The sequence below is a fragment of the Modestobacter sp. KNN46-3 genome (assembly GCF_011039295.1).
Genome location: NZ_JAAKGN010000004.1, coordinates 60,810 through 74,563, shown reverse-complemented (window position 1 = coordinate 74,563; position 13,754 = coordinate 60,810). Strand labels below are relative to the sequence as shown.

Sequence of the window (13,754 nt, the reverse complement as noted above, 5' to 3'; positions counted from 1 at the left end):
GAGCGTGAGCTCGCACCCCAGACACGCGAACGACTGCGAAGAATCGACGAGAGGAACCCAGTGGCCAAGGCCAAGTTCGAGCGGACCAAGCCGCACGTCAACATCGGCACCATCGGGCACATCGACCACGGCAAGACGACGCTGACCGCGGCGATCACCAAGGTGCTGCACGACAAGTTCCCGAACCTCAACGAGGCGTCCGCGTTCGACATGATCGACAAGGCGCCCGAGGAGAAGGCTCGCGGCATCACGATCTCGATCGCCCACGTCGAGTACCAGACCGAGAACCGGCACTACGCGCACGTCGACTGCCCCGGGCACGCCGACTACATCAAGAACATGATCACCGGTGCCGCGCAGATGGACGGCGCCATCCTGGTGGTCGCCGCCACCGACGGCCCGATGCCGCAGACCAAGGAGCACGTGCTCCTGGCCCGCCAGGTCGGTGTCCCCTACATCGTGGTGGCGCTGAACAAGGCCGACATGGTCGACGACGAGGAGATCCTCGAGCTCGTCGAGCTAGAGGTCCGCGAGCTGCTGTCCGAGTACGAGTTCCCGGGCGACGACGTCCCCGTGGTCCGCGTCTCGGCGCTGAAGGCCCTCGAGGGCGACGCCGAGTGGGGCGACAAGCTCATGGAGCTCATGAACGCCGTCGACACGGCGATCCCCGAGCCCGAGCGTGAGATCGACAAGCCGTTCCTCATGCCGGTCGAGGACGTCTTCACGATCACCGGTCGTGGCACGGTCGTCACCGGCCGCGTCGAGCGCGGCATCGTCAAGGTCTCCGAGGAGATCGAGATCGTCGGCATCCGCCCGAACTCGACCAAGACGACCGTCACCGGCGTCGAGATGTTCCGCAAGCTGCTCGACCAGGGCCAGGCCGGGGACAACGTCGGTCTGCTGCTGCGCGGCATCAAGCGCGAGGACGTCGAGCGTGGCCAGGTCGTCGTGAAGCCGGGTTCCATCACCCCGCACACGAACTTCGAGGGCTCGGTCTACATCCTCTCGAAGGACGAGGGTGGCCGGCACACGCCGTTCTTCAACAACTACCGTCCGCAGTTCTACTTCCGGACGACGGACGTCACCGGCGTCGTCACGCTGCCTGCGGGCACCGAGATGGTCATGCCGGGTGACAACACCGAGATGTCGGTGGAGCTGATCCAGCCCATCGCCATGGAGGAAGGCCTGCGCTTCGCGATCCGCGAGGGTGGCCGCACCGTCGGCGCCGGCCGGGTCGTCAAGATCAACCAGTGACACCCTGACGGGCGGCGGCCGGTTCGGCCGCCGCCCGTCAACCGGGTCGGGAGACCCGACCCCGGGTCAGCAGACCCACTTGTACTTTCACAACCGATCGGCAGGAGCGAAGACAACCGATGGCGGGACAGAAGATCCGCATCCGGCTGAAGGCCTACGACCACGAGGCCATCGATGCCTCGGCTCGGCGCATCGTGGACACGGTGACGAAGACCGGAGCGCGCGTCGTCGGCCCGGTGCCGCTGCCGACGGAGAAGAACGTGTACTGCGTCATCCGCTCGCCGCACAAGTACAAGGACTCGCGCGAGCACTTCGAGATGCGTACGCACAAGCGGCTCATCGACATCCTCGACCCGACGCCGAAGACGGTCGACGCGCTGATGCGCATCGACCTGCCGGCCTCGGTCGACGTCAACATCCAGTAAGGGCTGTCCAGACATGGCGAGCACATTCCGTGGTCTCCTCGGCGAGAAGCTGGGGATGACCCAGGTATTCGACGAGAACAACCGCATCGTGCCGGTGACCGTCATCAAGGCGGGCCCGTGCGTGGTCACCCAGGTGCGCACCCCTGAGAAGGACGGCTACTCCGCCGTCCAGCTCGGTTTCGGTGCGATCGACCCCCGCAAGGTGAACAAGCCCGAGGGCGGGCACTTCGCCAAGGCGGGCGTCACCCCGCGTCGGCACCTGGTCGAGCTGCGCACCGAGGACGCCGCCGACTACTCGGTCGGTCAGGAGCTGACCGCCGAGGTCTTCTCCGACGTGGCCAAGGTCGACGTCATCGGCACCAGCAAGGGCAAGGGCACCGCCGGCGTCATGAAGCGTCACGGCTTCAAGGGCCTCGGCGCCGGCCACGGCACCCACCGCAAGCACCGCGCCCCCGGCTCGATCGGCGGGGCCTCCACCCCGGGTCGTGTCTTCAAGGGCGTCCGCATGGCCGGGCGCATGGGCGCGGTCACCACGACCACGCTCTCGCTGAAGGTCCACCAGGTCGACACGGAGAAGGGCCTGGTCCTGATCAAGGGCGCTGTCCCTGGTCCGCGCGGCGGGCTCCTGCTCGTCCGTTCCGCGGTCAAGGGCGGCCCCGTAGGGAGTGACGCGAAGTGACCGCATCGACATCGGCAGGTCCGGCCGGCACCCGGTCCGACCGCCAGGTCGACGTCCGGACGCCGGCGGGGGAGACCTCCGGCAGCGTCACGCTGCCCGGCGAGCTGTTCGACACCCCGGCCAACGTCTCGCTGCTGCACCAGGTCGTCGTCGCCCAGCTGGCCGCGGCCCGCCAGGGCACGCACTCGACCAAGACGCGTGCCCAGGTCAGCGGTACCGGCGCCAAGCCGTACCGCCAGAAGGGCACCGGCCGTGCCCGTCAGGGTTCGCTGCGGTCGCCGCAGTTCACCGGCGGTGGCATCTCGCACGGTCCGCAGCCGCGGAACTACGAGCAGAAGACGCCCAAGAAGATGAAGGCCGCCGCCCTGCGCGGTGCCCTCTCCGACCGGGCTCGTGACGGCCGCGTGCACGTCGTCTCCGCGTTCGTCGACGGCGACGCGCCCTCGACCAAGGCCGCGCTCAAGGTCCTGGACGCGATCAGCACCGCCAAGCGCGTGCTGGTCGTCCTCGACCGCGACGACGTCCTCAACTGGGTCAGCCTGCGCAACGTGCCGCGGGTGCACCTGATCGAGGCCGGTCAGCTGAACACCTACGACGTGCTGGTGTCCGACGAGGTCGTCTTCACCGAGACCGCGCTGACCGAGTACGTCACCGGCCCGGCCCGGGGCGGCAAGGGCGCGGCCTCCTCGGCCGAGCTCCCCGACCTGGAGACCCACGAGATCGACGGCGACGTGCCCTCGATCGCGCCGGCCACCACGACCGAGACGTCCGAGGAGAAGGCATGAGCGTCCGCGACCCCCGGGACGTGCTGCTGTCCCCGGTCATCTCGGAGAAGAGCTACGGGCTGCTGGACGAGAACAAGTACACGTTCATCGTCCGGCCCGACGCGAACAAGACCCAGATCAAGATCGCTGTGCAGCAGGTCTTCAACGTGAAGGTCCTCGCCGTCAACACGATCAACCGCCAGGGGAAGAGGAAGCGCTCCAAGGGCGCTGTGATGGGGAAGCGCAAGGACACCAAGCGCGCCATCGTCTCCGTTGCCCCCGGTGACCGCATCGAGCTCTTCGGTGGACCCGGCGCCTGAGCGCCGGTGACCACCGATCGGACCAGAGAGAACAGACAGGGACTCTGAGGAACCATGGCCATCCGTAAGTACAAGCCGACGACGCCGGGCCGCCGCGGCTCGTCCGTCGCCGACTTCGCCGAGGTCACCCGCGACCATCCCGAGAAGTCGCTGGTCCGACCGCTGCACGGTCGTGGCGGGCGCAACGTCCACGGTCGTGTGACTGCTCGTCACCAGGGCGGTGGGCACAAGCGCGCCTACCGCCTCATCGACTTCCGCCGGGCCGACAAGGACGGTGTGCCGGCCAAGGTCGCGCACATCGAGTACGACCCGAACCGCACCTCGCGCATCGCGCTGCTGCACTTCGCCGACGGGGAGAAGCGCTACATCATCGCTCCGGCGAAGCTGAAGCAGGGCGACACGGTCGAGTGCGGCCCGGCGGCCGACATCAAGCCGGGCAACAACCTGCCGCTGCGCAACATCCCGGTCGGCACGGTCATCCACGCCATCGAGCTGCGGCCCGGTGGCGGGGCCAAGATCGCCCGCTCGGCCGGCACCAGCGTCCAGCTGGTCGCCCGTGAGGGTCGTTTCGCCCAGCTGCGGATGCCCTCGGGGGAGATCCGCAACGTCGACGTCCGCTGCCGCGCCACCATCGGCGAGGTCGGCAACGCCGAGCAGTCGAACATCAACTGGGGCAAGGCCGGGCGGATGCGGTGGAAGGGCAAGCGCCCGACCGTCCGTGGTGTCGCCATGAACCCGGTGGACCACCCGCACGGTGGTGGTGAGGGCAAGACCTCCGGTGGCCGGCACCCGGTCAACCCGAAGGGCAAGCCGGAGGGCCGGACGCGCAAGCGCAAGGCCAGTGATGCCCTGATCGTGCGCCGCCGGCGCACCAACAAGAAGCGCTGAGCGGGTAGAGGAGTCCGACAGACATGCCACGCAGCCTCAAGAAGGGCCCGTTCGTCGACGACCACCTGCTCGCCAAGGTGGACGTACAGAACGACAAGGGCACCAAGAACGTCATCCGCACCTGGTCGCGGCGTTCGACGATCATCCCCGACATGCTCGGGCACACGATCGCCGTGCACGACGGCCGCAAGCACGTCCCGGTGTTCGTCACCGAGGCGATGGTCGGGCACAAGCTCGGCGAGTTCGCGCCCACGCGCACCTTCCGTGGGCACGTCAAGGACGACCGCCGGTCGCGGCGCGGCTGAGCGACGACCAGGTAGAGAAGAGACCCAGATGACTTCCCAGTTGGGACAGGAGACGCCGGTCGCCCGGGCCACGGCCCGGTTCGTCAGCGTCACCCCCATGAAGGCCCGCCGGGTGGTGGACATGATCCGCTACCTGCCGACCGACGAGGCCCTGGCACTGCTGCGCTTCACCCCGCAGACCGCCAGCGAGCCGGTGGCCAAGGTCGTCGCCAGCGCGGTCGCCAACGCCGAGCACAACCTGCAGTTGGACCCCGCAGCGCTGGTCGTCAGCGCCGCGTTCGTCGACGAGGGCCCCACGCTCAAGCGGATCCGTCCGCGTGCGCAGGGCCGGGCGTTCCGCATCAACAAGCGGACCAGCCACATCACCGTCGAGGTGACCGAGGTGAGCTCGAGCGCTGAGCTGGCCCTGCGGTCGCGCAAGGCACGTCGGGAGACCGGGCAGTCTGGCCCGGCCACCCAGCAGCAGAAGAGCAACACGAGGGGAGGGACCCGCTAGTGGGTCAGAAGGTCAACCCGCACGGGTTCCGGCTCGGCATCACCACCGACTACAAGTCCCGGTGGTACGCGGACAAGCTGTACGCCGACTACGTCAAGGAAGACGTGGCCATCCGGAAGCTCATGGGCAAGGGCATGGAGCGCGCCGGGATCTCGAAGGTGGAGATCGAGCGCACCCGTGACCGGGTCCGAGTGGACATCCACACCGCCCGGCCGGGCATCGTCATCGGTCGCCGTGGTGCGGAGGCCGACCGCATCCGCGGTGAGCTGGAGAAGCTCACCGGCAAGCAGGTGCAGCTGAACATCCTCGAGGTGAAGAACCCCGAGTCCGACGCGCAGCTGGTCGCCCAGGGCGTCGCCGAGCAGCTCTCCAGCCGGGTCAGCTTCCGTCGTGCCATGCGCAAGGCGATGCAATCCGCGCAGCGCAGCCCGCAGGTCAAGGGCATCCGGGTGCAGTGCTCGGGTCGCCTCGGCGGCACCGAGATGAGCCGTTCGGAGTTCTATCGCGAAGGCCGCGTGCCGCTGCACACGCTCCGGGCGAACATCGACTACGGCATCTACGAGGCCCGCACGACCTTCGGCCGCATCGGTGTGAAGGTCTGGATCTACAAGGGCGACGCCAGCGGTTCGCGCGCGGAGCGGGAGGCCCTCGAGGCCCTCGCGCAGCGTCAGCAGCGCCGTGAGCGCGCCCAGCGTCCCCAGCGGCGGTCCGGCTCGTCCGGCACCACTGCCGGGGGCACCGAGGCAGGCCGCGCTGCGGCTGACGCCCCGGTCTCCACCGAGCAGCCGGCCGAGGCTCCCGCGGACGCCACCAGCGCCGTCGCCGTCGTCTCGGGTGAGGCTGCCCCCGCGCAGAGCATCGGCGAGGCCGCCGGTGCCGAGGGCACCGCGGCCGCGAAGGCCGCCGGCGCCGAGAACACGGAGGGCTGACCAGTGCTCATCCCACGTCGGGTCAAGCACCGCAAGCAGCACCACCCCGACCGCACCGGGCGGGCCAAGGGCGGCACCGCGATCAACTTCGGTGACTTCGCGATCCAGGCTCTCGAGCCCGCGTACGTGACCAACCGGCAGATCGAGTCCGCTCGTATCGCCATGACGCGTCACATCAAGCGTGGCGGCAAGGTGTGGATCTCGATCTACCCCGACCGCCCGCTGACGAAGAAGCCGGCCGAGACCCGCATGGGTTCCGGCAAGGGCTCGCCCGAGTGGTGGGTGGCGAACGTCAAGCCCGGTCGGATCATGTTCGAGCTGTCGGGTGTCGCCGAGCCGGTGGCCCGCGAGGCCATGCGCCGCGCGATCCACAAGCTCCCCATGAAGTGCCGCTTCATCACTCGCGAAGGAGAGGTGTGATGGCCGCCGGCCTCACTGCGCCTGAGCTGCGCGAGCTGTCCGCCGACGAGCTGGCCACCCGGCTGCGCGAGTCGCGCGAAGAGCTGTTCAACCTGCGGTTCCAGGTGGCCACCGGCCAGCTGGACAACAACCGGCGACTGCAGACCGTCCGCCGCGACATCGCCCGGATCTACACGATCATGCGCGAGCGCGAGCTCGGTCTCTCGGTCGCCCCGAACGAGGGGGTCGCATGAGCGAGGTCACCAACACCGCCGATACCTCGACCGGCCCCGGCCTGGCCGGGCGTGGCTACCGCAAGGTCCGTGAGGGCCTGGTCGTCAGCGACAAGATGGACAAGACCATCGTCGTCGAGGTCGAGGACCGCGTGAAGCACGGGCTGTACGGCAAGGTTCTGCGTCGCACCAGCAAGCTGAAGGCGCACGACGAGCAGAACACCGCCGGCATCGGCGACCGGGTGCAGATCATGGAGACGCGCCCCACCTCCGCCACCAAGCGGTGGCGTCTGGTGACGGTCGTGGAGAAGGCCAAGTAAGAAGTCGACAACCGGCCTCTCGGGGTCGGTGAGCAGGGAGTACCCTGGACGACTGGCGCGCTCTTCGGAGCTCGCCGCATCCCGGTACCCGTGCACGGACGCACCGGCGGCGCTCGCTGCCGGTGCGTCCGCACGTGGGTGCCGGACAGCCGGTTCACCGATCCGGTCCGGCTGTCGCCACTCAGATTCAGGAGCAGGAAGTGATCCAGCAGGAGTCGCGGCTCAGGGTCGCCGACAACACCGGGGCCAAGGAGATCTTGTGCATCCGCGTGCTCGGTGGCTCGGGGCGTCGCTACGCGGGCATCGGTGACGTCATCGTCGCCACCGTCAAGGACGCGCTGCCGGGCGCAGGCGTCAAGAAGGGCGATGTGGTCAAGGCCGTCATCGTCCGCACGGTCAAGGAGCGCCGTCGTCCGGACGGCTCCTACATCCGCTTCGACGAGAACGCCGCGGTGATCATCCGCGACAGCGGCGACCCGCGCGGCACGCGCATCTTCGGCCCCGTCGGCCGGGAGCTGCGCGACAAGCGCTTCATGCGGATCATCTCGCTCGCTCCGGAGGTGTTGTGATCATGGCTCAGCCGACGAGCGGGAAGACCCCGTCGATGAAGGTCAAGAAGGGCGACTCCGTCGTCGTCCTGGCCGGCAAGGACAAGGGTGCCAAGGGCCGCGTCATCGCGGCCTTCCCCCGGACCCAGAAGGTCCTGGTGGAGGGCATCGGCCGGGTGAAGAAGCACACCCGGATCAGCACCACCCAGCGCGGTGCCCAGCAGGGCGGGATCGTCACGCAGGAGGCCGCCATCCACGTGAGCAACGTGATGGTGATCGACTCCGAGGACAAGCCGACCCGGGTCGGTTACCGCAAGGACGAGGAAGGCCGCAACATCCGGGTCTCGCGGCGCACCGGTAAGGACCTCTGATCACCATGAGCGCACCCACCCGTGAGCTGCCCCGCATGCTGGCCCGGTACCGCGAGGAGATCGCGCCGGCCCTCCAGTCCGAGTTCGGCTACCCCAACGTCATGCAGATCCCCGGTCTCGTGAAGATCGTGGTCAACATGGGCGTCGGCGAGGCCACCCGTGACGCCAAGTTGATGGACGGCGCGGTCCGCGACCTCACCGCCATCACCGGCCAGAAGCCCGCCGTCGTGCGGGCCCGGAAGTCGATCGCGCAGTTCAAGCTGCGCGAGGGCATGCCGATCGGCGCGAAGGTGACCCTCCGCGGCGACCGCATGTGGGAGTTCCTGGACCGGCTGCTGTCGCTGGCCCTGCCCCGCATCCGTGACTTCCGTGGCCTGAACCCCAAGCAGTTCGACGGCCACGGCAACTACACGTTCGGTCTGACCGAGCAGTCGATGTTCCGCGAGATCGACGTCGACAAGATCGACCGGCCCCGCGGCATGGACATCACCCTGGTGACCACCGCCACCACCGACGAGGAGGGCCGGGAGCTGCTGTCGCTGCTCGGGTTCCCCTTCGCCGGCCAGACCGTCGTGAACGCCACCCGCTGACGCGGTCTGCGTAGAAGGTAGGAGACCAAGAGATGGCCAAGAAGGCCCTTGTCAACAAGGCGGCTCGCACGCCGAAGTTCGCCGTCCGCGGCTACACCCGTTGCCAGCGGTGCGGCCGGCCGCACGCGGTCTTCCGCAAGTTCGGCCTGTGCCGGATCTGCCTGCGGGAGATGGCGCACGCGGGCGAGCTGCCCGGCGTGACCAAGTCGAGCTGGTAACAGACGCAGTACGGCCCGCCCCGCACGGGGCGGGCCACTCGCTCCCGGGTACGCCCCGGAGCACCACCCACGTCGCCGAGAGGCCCGCGCACGACAGCGTGCGGAACCGCGGTGAGAGAGGCACGACGCACCCATGACGATGACCGACCCGATCGCGGACATGCTCACGCGGATCCGCAACGCCAACCAGGCGTACCACGACGCCGCGGCCATGCCGTCGTCGAAGCTCAAGACGAAGGTCGCCGCGATCCTCCAGCAGGAGGGCTACATCGGCGGCTGGACCGTCAACGACGTCGAGGTCGAGGGCCACGTCCGCAAGGAGCTCGTGGTCTCCCTCAAGTACGGCCCGAACCGCGAGCGCAGCATCGCCGGTGTCCGTCGGGTGTCCAAGCCCGGCCTGCGTGTCTACGCGAAGTCGACTGCCCTGCCCAAGGTCCTGGGCGGCCTCGGGGTGGCGATCATCTCCACCTCCACCGGGCTGCTGACCGACAAGCAGGCGAACAAGAAGGGCGTGGGTGGGGAAGTCCTCGCCTACGTCTGGTAAGAGGAGCGAGCAGACATGTCACGGATCGGACGACTCCCGATTCCGGTGCCGAGCGGGGTTGACGTCGCCATCGACGGGCGAACGGTCAACGTCTCAGGCCCGAAGGGGAAGCTCAGCCACACGCTGGCAGCTCCCATCACCGTCGAGCACGGTGAGAACGGCGCGCTGCTGGTGCAGCGTCCCAACGACGAGCGCGAGAGCCGGGCCCTGCACGGCCTGTCCCGCTCGCTCATCGCCAACATGATCACCGGCGTCACCCAGGGGTACGAGAAGACCCTGGAGATCGTCGGCGTCGGCTACCGCGTGCAGGCCCGTGGGTCGGACCTCGAGTTCGCCCTCGGCTTCAGCCACCCGGTGCTGGTGAAGGCCCCCGAGGGGATCTCCTTCACCGTCGAGGCCCCCACCCGCCTGCGGGTGAGCGGCATCGACAAGCAGCAGGTCGGCGAGGTCTCCGCCAAGATCCGCAAGATCCGCAAGCCCGACCCGTACAAGGGCAAGGGCGTGCGGTACCAGGGCGAGGTCGTCAAGCGCAAGGTCGGGAAGACGGGCAAGTGATGGCACAGGCAGCCAAGACCGAGAAGGGTGTCCGGGTGCACAAGCCCGTCGGCACCGATGTCAGCACCGCGCGCCGCGTCTCGCGGCTGCGCCGGCACAACCGCCTGCGCAAGCGGGTGGGTGGCACGCCGGAGCGCCCGCGTCTGGTCGTCAAGCGCAGCTCCCGGCACATCCACGTCCAGGTCGTCGACGACACCGTGGGCCGTACCCTGGCCAGTGCGTCGACCATGGACGCCAGCCTGAAGGGCGCGGAGGGCGACAAGTCCGCCCTCGCCCGGCAGGTCGGTGCCCTGGTCGCCGAGCGCGCCAAGGCCGCCGGCATCGCCGCCGTCGTCTTCGACCGTGGCGGCAACCGGTACGCCGGGCGCATCGCCGCCCTGGCGGACGGCGCCCGCGAAGGCGGGCTGGACTTCTGATGAGCACCATCACTGAGCAGATCGAGAGGGACGTCTGATGCCAGGACCACAGCGACGCGGCGGTGGCGCCGGCGGGACGGGTGGCCCCGGCGGTGCCGGCGGCGGCAACGACCGTCGTGACCGCCGTGACGGCGGCCGCGGCCCCGGTGGCGGTACCGCCGAGAAGAGCCAGTTCATCGAGCGCGTGGTGGCCATCAACCGCGTGTCGAAGGTCGTCAAGGGCGGTCGGCGCTTCAGCTTCACCGCGCTGGTCATCGTGGGCGACGGCAACGGCACCGTGGGTGTCGGCTACGGCAAGGCCAAGGAGGTGCCCGCGGCGATCGCCAAGGGCGTCGAGGAGGCCAAGAAGCACTTCTACAAGGTGCCCCGCATCGCCAGCACCATCCCGCACCCGGTGCAGGGTGAGGCGGCTGCTGGTGTCGTGCTGCTGAAGCCGGCCAGCCCCGGTACCGGTGTCATCGCCGGTGGTCCGGTGCGCGCCGTGCTCGAGTGCGCCGGCATCCACGACATCCTGTCCAAGAGCCTCGGGTCCTCGAACCCGATCAACATCGTCCACGCGACCATGCAGGCGCTGAAGGACCTCGTCCGTCCCGAGGAGATCGCGGCTCGCCGCGGTCTGCCCCTGGAGGACGTCGCCCCGGCCGCCATGCTGCGTGCGCGGGCCGGTCAGGGGGTCTGAGATGGCTCAGCTGAAGGTCACCCAGGTCAAGTCGGCCATCGGCACCAAGCCGAACCAGCGCCAGACGTTGCGTTCGCTCGGGCTGAAGCGGATCAACGACTCGGTCGTCCAGGAGGACCGTCCCGAGATCCGCGGGATGGTCGCGACGGTGCCGCACCTGGTCGCCGTCGAAGAGATCGTCTGAGCTTCGGGCGAGAAGGAATACAGACATGACTCTCAAGGTCCACCACCTGCGTCCGGCCCCCGGCGCTCACACCAAGAAGACCCGCGTGGGTCGTGGTGAGGGCTCCAAGGGCAAGACGGCCGGTCGCGGCACCAAGGGCTCCGGCGCTCGCGTGCAGGTCTCTGCCCGCTTCGAGGGTGGTCAGACCCCCCTCTTCATGCGGCTGCCGAAGCTCTCGGGCTTCAAGAACAACAACAAGGTCGTCTTCCAGGTCGTGAACCTGGACCGGATCGCCTCCCTGTTCCCGCAGGGCGGCACGATCGACCCGGAGACGCTGGCCGACGCCGGCGCCATCCGTCGCGGTCAGCCGGTCAAGGTCCTCGGCACGGGCGAGCTCGGCGGGGTGAAGGTCGACGTGCAGGCGCACGCCTTCTCCAAGTCCGCCGAGGAGAAGATCGGCGCTGCCGGGGGCAGCACCACCCAGATCTGACGAAGGACCCCTCTGCCCCCCGCCGTGAGCGCGCTCGCGGCGGGGGACGCAGGGGGGCTTTTGTCTGTCCGGCCGCCGGCCGGAGCGCCACCTGACCGTCGTCCGCGCGACTGGGCCCACCCCTCCGGGTGGGCGGGTCGCCGGAGCCACGGCCTGACGTTGATAGCCTCATAGGACCTACTCGGGGAGGGCACGTGCTGCAGGCGTTCGCCGCGGCGTTCCGGACGCCAGATCTCCGGCGCAAGCTGCTGTTCTCCCTGGCGCTGATCGCCGTCTACCGGCTGGGTGCCAGCATCCCCGGCCCAGGGGTCTCGACCGAGGCGATCAACAGCTGTCTGGACCTGGCTGCGGCCTCCGACCAGCGGGACGTCTACTCGCTGGTCAACCTGTTCTCCGGCGGAGCGCTGCTCCGGCTGTCGGTCTTCGCGCTGGGCATCATGCCGTACATCACGGCGAGCATCATCGTCCAGCTGCTGGTCGTGGTCATCCCGCGGTTCGAGCAGTTGAAGAAGGAAGGGCAGTCGGGTCAGGCGAAACTGACCCAGTACACCCGCTACCTGACGATCGCCCTCGCCGTCCTGCAGAGCACCGGGATCATCGCCCTGGCCCGTAGCGGCCAGCTGTTCCCCAACTGCCCGCAGGACATCATCCCGTCGGACTCCGTCTGGACGACGGTCATCCTCGTCATCACGCTGACCGCCGGCACGGCCGTGATCATGTGGCTGGGCGAGCTCCTCACCGAGAAGGGGATCGGCAACGGCATGTCCGTGCTGATCTTCACCTCGATCGCCGCCCGGATCCCCGCCGAGGGCGGCGCGATCCTGCAGACCCGCGGTGCCTTCATCTTCACCGTCGTGTGCATCTTCGCCCTGGTCGTCATCGCCTCGGTGGTCTACGTCGAGCAGGCGCAGCGCCGCATCCCGGTGCAGTACGCCAAGCGGATGGTCGGACGCCGGATGTACGGCGGCACGTCGACCTACCTGCCGCTGAAGGTGAACCAGGCCGGCGTCATCCCGGTCATCTTCGCCTCCTCGTTGCTGTACCTGCCGCAGTTGCTCAGCCAGCTGCAGAGCGACTCGAGCGGCCCGGTCCGCCGGTTCTTCGAGAACTACGTGATCAACCAGAGCAGCCCGGTGCACATCGCCATCTACTTCGGGCTGATCATCTTCTTCACGTACTTCTACGTGTCGATCACGTTCAACCCCGAAGAGCGCGCCGACGACATGAAGCGCTACGGCGGCTTCATCCCGGGCATCCGCCCCGGTCGGCCCACTGCGGAGTACCTGCAGTACGTGCTGTCCCGGATCACCCTGCCGGGGTCCATCTACCTCGGGTTGGTGGCAGTGTTGCCCAACCTGTTCCTCTCGATCACCCAAGAGGGACAGAACCAGAACTTCCCGTTCGGCGGGACCGCGGTGCTGATCATGGTGGGAGTGGGCTTGGAGACGGTGAAGCAGATCGAGACGCAGTTGAACCAGCGCAGCTACGAAGGGTTCCTCCGCTAGTGCGCGTCGTGCTGCTGGGCCCTCCCGGAGCTGGCAAGGGGACCCAGGCCCAGATCATCGCCGAGCGGCTCGGTGTGCCCGCGATCTCGACGGGCGACATCTTCCGGGCCAACGTCAGTGGTCAGACCGAACTGGGCCGACAGGCCAAGGCCTACATGGACTCCGGTGACCTGGTGCCCGACGAGATCACCGTCGCGATGGTCTCCGACCGCCTGGCCGAGTCCGATGCGAAGGCCGGCTTCCTGCTCGACGGCTTCCCGCGCACCATCGCCCAGGCCGAGCAGCTGCGTGACTCCCTCGCGGAGATGGGCCACGCGCTGGACAGGTGCCTGGAGCTCGTCGTCGACGAGGACGAGCTCGTGCGCCGGCTCTCCGGGCGCCGGATGCTGGTGGACGGTGAGTGGGTCCAGCGGGACGACGACAAGCCGGAGACCGTGCGGCACCGTCTCGAGGTCTACCGGGAACAGACGGCGCCGCTGGCCGGGTTCTACGAAGAGGTCGGGCTGCTCAGCCAGATCAACGCCATCGGGGAGGTCGACGAGGTCACCCGGCGCGCCCTGGAGGTCCTCGGTGCCGAGGAAGCGCTGGCCGACGAGCCCGACGACGAGTCCGGTCGCTGAGTCCCCGGGGTCCCGGTGAACGGTGACCGCAGTGCGGCGTGGG

At 68.7% G+C, this 13,754-nt stretch carries 23 protein-coding genes and 1 pseudogene; all 24 read left to right on the top strand.

From position 1 onward, the window contains the following. Positions 1 to 60: 60 nt before the first annotated feature. The 24 genes and pseudogenes from tuf to G5C62_RS02620 all read left to right on the top strand — a co-directional run bounded on the left by tuf (position 61) and on the right by G5C62_RS02620 (position 13,711). Positions 61 to 1,254 carry an elongation factor Tu gene (tuf, locus tag G5C62_RS02735; protein WP_036334269.1) on the top strand — a complete coding sequence of 398 codons (1,194 nt, stop codon included), beginning with the start codon at positions 61 to 63 and terminating at the stop codon, positions 1,252 to 1,254. Positions 1,255 to 1,373: 119 nt separating this feature from the next. Then, the gene (gene rpsJ / locus G5C62_RS02730; RefSeq protein ID WP_014742859.1) at positions 1,374 to 1,679 is read left to right on the top strand and encodes a 30S ribosomal protein S10; all 306 of its coding nucleotides are present in this window, start codon (positions 1,374 to 1,376) and stop codon (positions 1,677 to 1,679) included. Between the two features lie 13 nt (positions 1,680 to 1,692). Further along, a complete protein-coding gene (gene rplC / locus G5C62_RS02725) occupies positions 1,693 to 2,358 on the top strand; it encodes a 50S ribosomal protein L3 (RefSeq protein ID WP_036334270.1) in 666 nt (221 codons plus the stop codon). Beyond that, a complete protein-coding gene (gene rplD / locus G5C62_RS02720) occupies positions 2,355 to 3,143 on the top strand; it encodes a 50S ribosomal protein L4 (protein ID WP_164699906.1) in 789 nt (262 codons plus the stop codon). The genes rplC and rplD overlap by 4 nt, the downstream gene beginning before the upstream one ends. Continuing rightward, the gene (gene rplW, locus G5C62_RS02715; RefSeq protein WP_014742856.1) at positions 3,140 to 3,442 is read left to right on the top strand and encodes a 50S ribosomal protein L23; all 303 of its coding nucleotides are present in this window, start codon (positions 3,140 to 3,142) and stop codon (positions 3,440 to 3,442) included. The genes rplD and rplW overlap by 4 nt, the downstream gene beginning before the upstream one ends. A gap of 54 nt (positions 3,443 to 3,496) precedes the next feature. Beyond that, positions 3,497 to 4,330, top strand: a complete 834-nt coding sequence (gene rplB, locus G5C62_RS02710; RefSeq protein ID WP_036334274.1) for a 50S ribosomal protein L2 — start codon at positions 3,497 to 3,499, stop codon at positions 4,328 to 4,330. 23 nt (positions 4,331 to 4,353) lie between these two features. Further along, positions 4,354 to 4,635 (top strand): 30S ribosomal protein S19, encoded by a 282-nt coding sequence (rpsS, locus tag G5C62_RS02705; protein WP_036334275.1) that lies wholly within the window; start codon positions 4,354 to 4,356, stop codon positions 4,633 to 4,635. Positions 4,636 to 4,663: 28 nt separating this feature from the next. Beyond that, positions 4,664 to 5,011 (top strand): annotated as a pseudogene (gene rplV, locus G5C62_RS02700) (50S ribosomal protein L22); the annotation flags it as partial. 119 nt (positions 5,012 to 5,130) lie between these two features. Beyond that, positions 5,131 to 6,060, top strand: coding sequence for a 30S ribosomal protein S3 (rpsC, locus tag G5C62_RS02695; protein ID WP_036334278.1), 930 nt, complete (start codon positions 5,131 to 5,133; stop codon positions 6,058 to 6,060). Positions 6,061 to 6,063: 3 nt separating this feature from the next. After that, positions 6,064 to 6,480 carry a 50S ribosomal protein L16 gene (gene rplP, locus G5C62_RS02690; protein ID WP_014742851.1) on the top strand — a complete coding sequence of 139 codons (417 nt, stop codon included), beginning with the start codon at positions 6,064 to 6,066 and terminating at the stop codon, positions 6,478 to 6,480. Continuing rightward, on the top strand, positions 6,480 to 6,713 hold the full coding sequence (gene rpmC / locus G5C62_RS02685; protein ID WP_014742850.1) for a 50S ribosomal protein L29: 234 nt from the start codon (positions 6,480 to 6,482) through the stop codon (positions 6,711 to 6,713). The genes rplP and rpmC overlap by 1 nt, the downstream gene beginning before the upstream one ends. Continuing rightward, positions 6,710 to 7,012: a 30S ribosomal protein S17 gene (gene rpsQ, locus G5C62_RS02680; protein WP_036334280.1), complete on the top strand. Its 303-nt coding sequence runs from the start codon at positions 6,710 to 6,712 to the stop codon at positions 7,010 to 7,012. Before rpmC ends, rpsQ begins: the two co-directional genes overlap by 4 nt. A 200-nt stretch (positions 7,013 to 7,212) precedes the next feature. Beyond that, on the top strand, positions 7,213 to 7,581 hold the full coding sequence (gene rplN / locus G5C62_RS02675) for a 50S ribosomal protein L14 (RefSeq protein WP_026844850.1): 369 nt from the start codon (positions 7,213 to 7,215) through the stop codon (positions 7,579 to 7,581). Positions 7,582 to 7,616: 35 nt separating this feature from the next. Further along, a complete protein-coding gene (rplX, locus tag G5C62_RS02670; RefSeq protein ID WP_036334358.1) occupies positions 7,617 to 7,931 on the top strand; it encodes a 50S ribosomal protein L24 in 315 nt (104 codons plus the stop codon). Between the two features lie 5 nt (positions 7,932 to 7,936). Then, positions 7,937 to 8,521, top strand: coding sequence for a 50S ribosomal protein L5 (rplE, locus tag G5C62_RS02665; protein WP_036334284.1), 585 nt, complete (start codon positions 7,937 to 7,939; stop codon positions 8,519 to 8,521). 32 nt (positions 8,522 to 8,553) lie between these two features. Further along, entirely contained in the window at positions 8,554 to 8,739 is a 186-nt protein-coding gene (locus tag G5C62_RS02660) for a type Z 30S ribosomal protein S14 (RefSeq protein WP_036334286.1), read from the top strand. A 133-nt stretch (positions 8,740 to 8,872) separates the two neighbouring features. Then, positions 8,873 to 9,283, top strand: coding sequence for a 30S ribosomal protein S8 (rpsH, locus tag G5C62_RS02655; RefSeq protein ID WP_036334288.1), 411 nt, complete (start codon positions 8,873 to 8,875; stop codon positions 9,281 to 9,283). A 15-nt stretch (positions 9,284 to 9,298) separates the two neighbouring features. After that, positions 9,299 to 9,838 (top strand): 50S ribosomal protein L6, encoded by a 540-nt coding sequence (gene rplF, locus G5C62_RS02650; RefSeq protein ID WP_036334290.1) that lies wholly within the window; start codon positions 9,299 to 9,301, stop codon positions 9,836 to 9,838. Then, entirely contained in the window at positions 9,838 to 10,254 is a 417-nt protein-coding gene (gene rplR / locus G5C62_RS02645; RefSeq protein WP_081975217.1) for a 50S ribosomal protein L18, read from the top strand. Before rplF ends, rplR begins: the two co-directional genes overlap by 1 nt. Positions 10,255 to 10,291: 37 nt before the next feature. Continuing rightward, complete coding sequence (rpsE, locus tag G5C62_RS02640; protein ID WP_036334292.1) at positions 10,292 to 10,933, top strand: 30S ribosomal protein S5; 642 nt, start codon at positions 10,292 to 10,294, stop codon at positions 10,931 to 10,933. Between the two features lies 1 nt (position 10,934). Further along, on the top strand, positions 10,935 to 11,117 hold the full coding sequence (rpmD, locus tag G5C62_RS02635) for a 50S ribosomal protein L30 (RefSeq protein ID WP_164699904.1): 183 nt from the start codon (positions 10,935 to 10,937) through the stop codon (positions 11,115 to 11,117). Positions 11,118 to 11,142: 25 nt separating this feature from the next. Continuing rightward, on the top strand, positions 11,143 to 11,586 hold the full coding sequence (gene rplO / locus G5C62_RS02630; RefSeq protein WP_036334296.1) for a 50S ribosomal protein L15: 444 nt from the start codon (positions 11,143 to 11,145) through the stop codon (positions 11,584 to 11,586). Between the two features lie 194 nt (positions 11,587 to 11,780). Then, positions 11,781 to 13,091: a preprotein translocase subunit SecY gene (secY, locus tag G5C62_RS02625; RefSeq protein ID WP_164699903.1), complete on the top strand. Its 1,311-nt coding sequence runs from the start codon at positions 11,781 to 11,783 to the stop codon at positions 13,089 to 13,091. Next, positions 13,091 to 13,711: an adenylate kinase gene (locus G5C62_RS02620; protein ID WP_164699902.1), complete on the top strand. Its 621-nt coding sequence runs from the start codon at positions 13,091 to 13,093 to the stop codon at positions 13,709 to 13,711. Before secY ends, G5C62_RS02620 begins: the two co-directional genes overlap by 1 nt. The last annotated feature ends 43 nt before the right edge of the window (positions 13,712 to 13,754 follow it).

Excerpts from the sequence above, each read along its gene's own strand:
- rpsJ (WP_014742859.1), top strand. The coding sequence starts at position 1,374 with ATGGCGGGACAGAAGATCCGCATCCGGCTGAAGGCCTACGACCACGAG.
- rplC (WP_036334270.1), top strand. The coding sequence starts at position 1,693 with ATGGCGAGCACATTCCGTGGTCTCCTCGGCGAGAAGCTGGGGATGACC.
- rplW (WP_014742856.1), top strand. The coding sequence starts at position 3,140 with ATGAGCGTCCGCGACCCCCGGGACGTGCTGCTGTCCCCGGTCATCTCG.
- rplB (WP_036334274.1), top strand. The coding sequence starts at position 3,497 with ATGGCCATCCGTAAGTACAAGCCGACGACGCCGGGCCGCCGCGGCTCG.
- rpsS (WP_036334275.1), top strand. The coding sequence starts at position 4,354 with ATGCCACGCAGCCTCAAGAAGGGCCCGTTCGTCGACGACCACCTGCTC.
- rpmC (WP_014742850.1), top strand. The coding sequence starts at position 6,480 with ATGGCCGCCGGCCTCACTGCGCCTGAGCTGCGCGAGCTGTCCGCCGAC.
- rpsQ (WP_036334280.1), top strand. The coding sequence starts at position 6,710 with ATGAGCGAGGTCACCAACACCGCCGATACCTCGACCGGCCCCGGCCTG.
- rplX (WP_036334358.1), top strand. The coding sequence starts at position 7,617 with ATGAAGGTCAAGAAGGGCGACTCCGTCGTCGTCCTGGCCGGCAAGGAC.
- rplE (WP_036334284.1), top strand. The coding sequence starts at position 7,937 with ATGAGCGCACCCACCCGTGAGCTGCCCCGCATGCTGGCCCGGTACCGC.
- G5C62_RS02660 (WP_036334286.1), top strand. The coding sequence starts at position 8,554 with ATGGCCAAGAAGGCCCTTGTCAACAAGGCGGCTCGCACGCCGAAGTTC.
- rpsH (WP_036334288.1), top strand. The coding sequence starts at position 8,873 with ATGACGATGACCGACCCGATCGCGGACATGCTCACGCGGATCCGCAAC.
- rplF (WP_036334290.1), top strand. The coding sequence starts at position 9,299 with ATGTCACGGATCGGACGACTCCCGATTCCGGTGCCGAGCGGGGTTGAC.
- rplR (WP_081975217.1), top strand. The coding sequence starts at position 9,838 with ATGGCACAGGCAGCCAAGACCGAGAAGGGTGTCCGGGTGCACAAGCCC.
- rpsE (WP_036334292.1), top strand. The coding sequence starts at position 10,292 with ATGCCAGGACCACAGCGACGCGGCGGTGGCGCCGGCGGGACGGGTGGC.
- rpmD (WP_164699904.1), top strand. The coding sequence starts at position 10,935 with ATGGCTCAGCTGAAGGTCACCCAGGTCAAGTCGGCCATCGGCACCAAG.
- rplO (WP_036334296.1), top strand. The coding sequence starts at position 11,143 with ATGACTCTCAAGGTCCACCACCTGCGTCCGGCCCCCGGCGCTCACACC.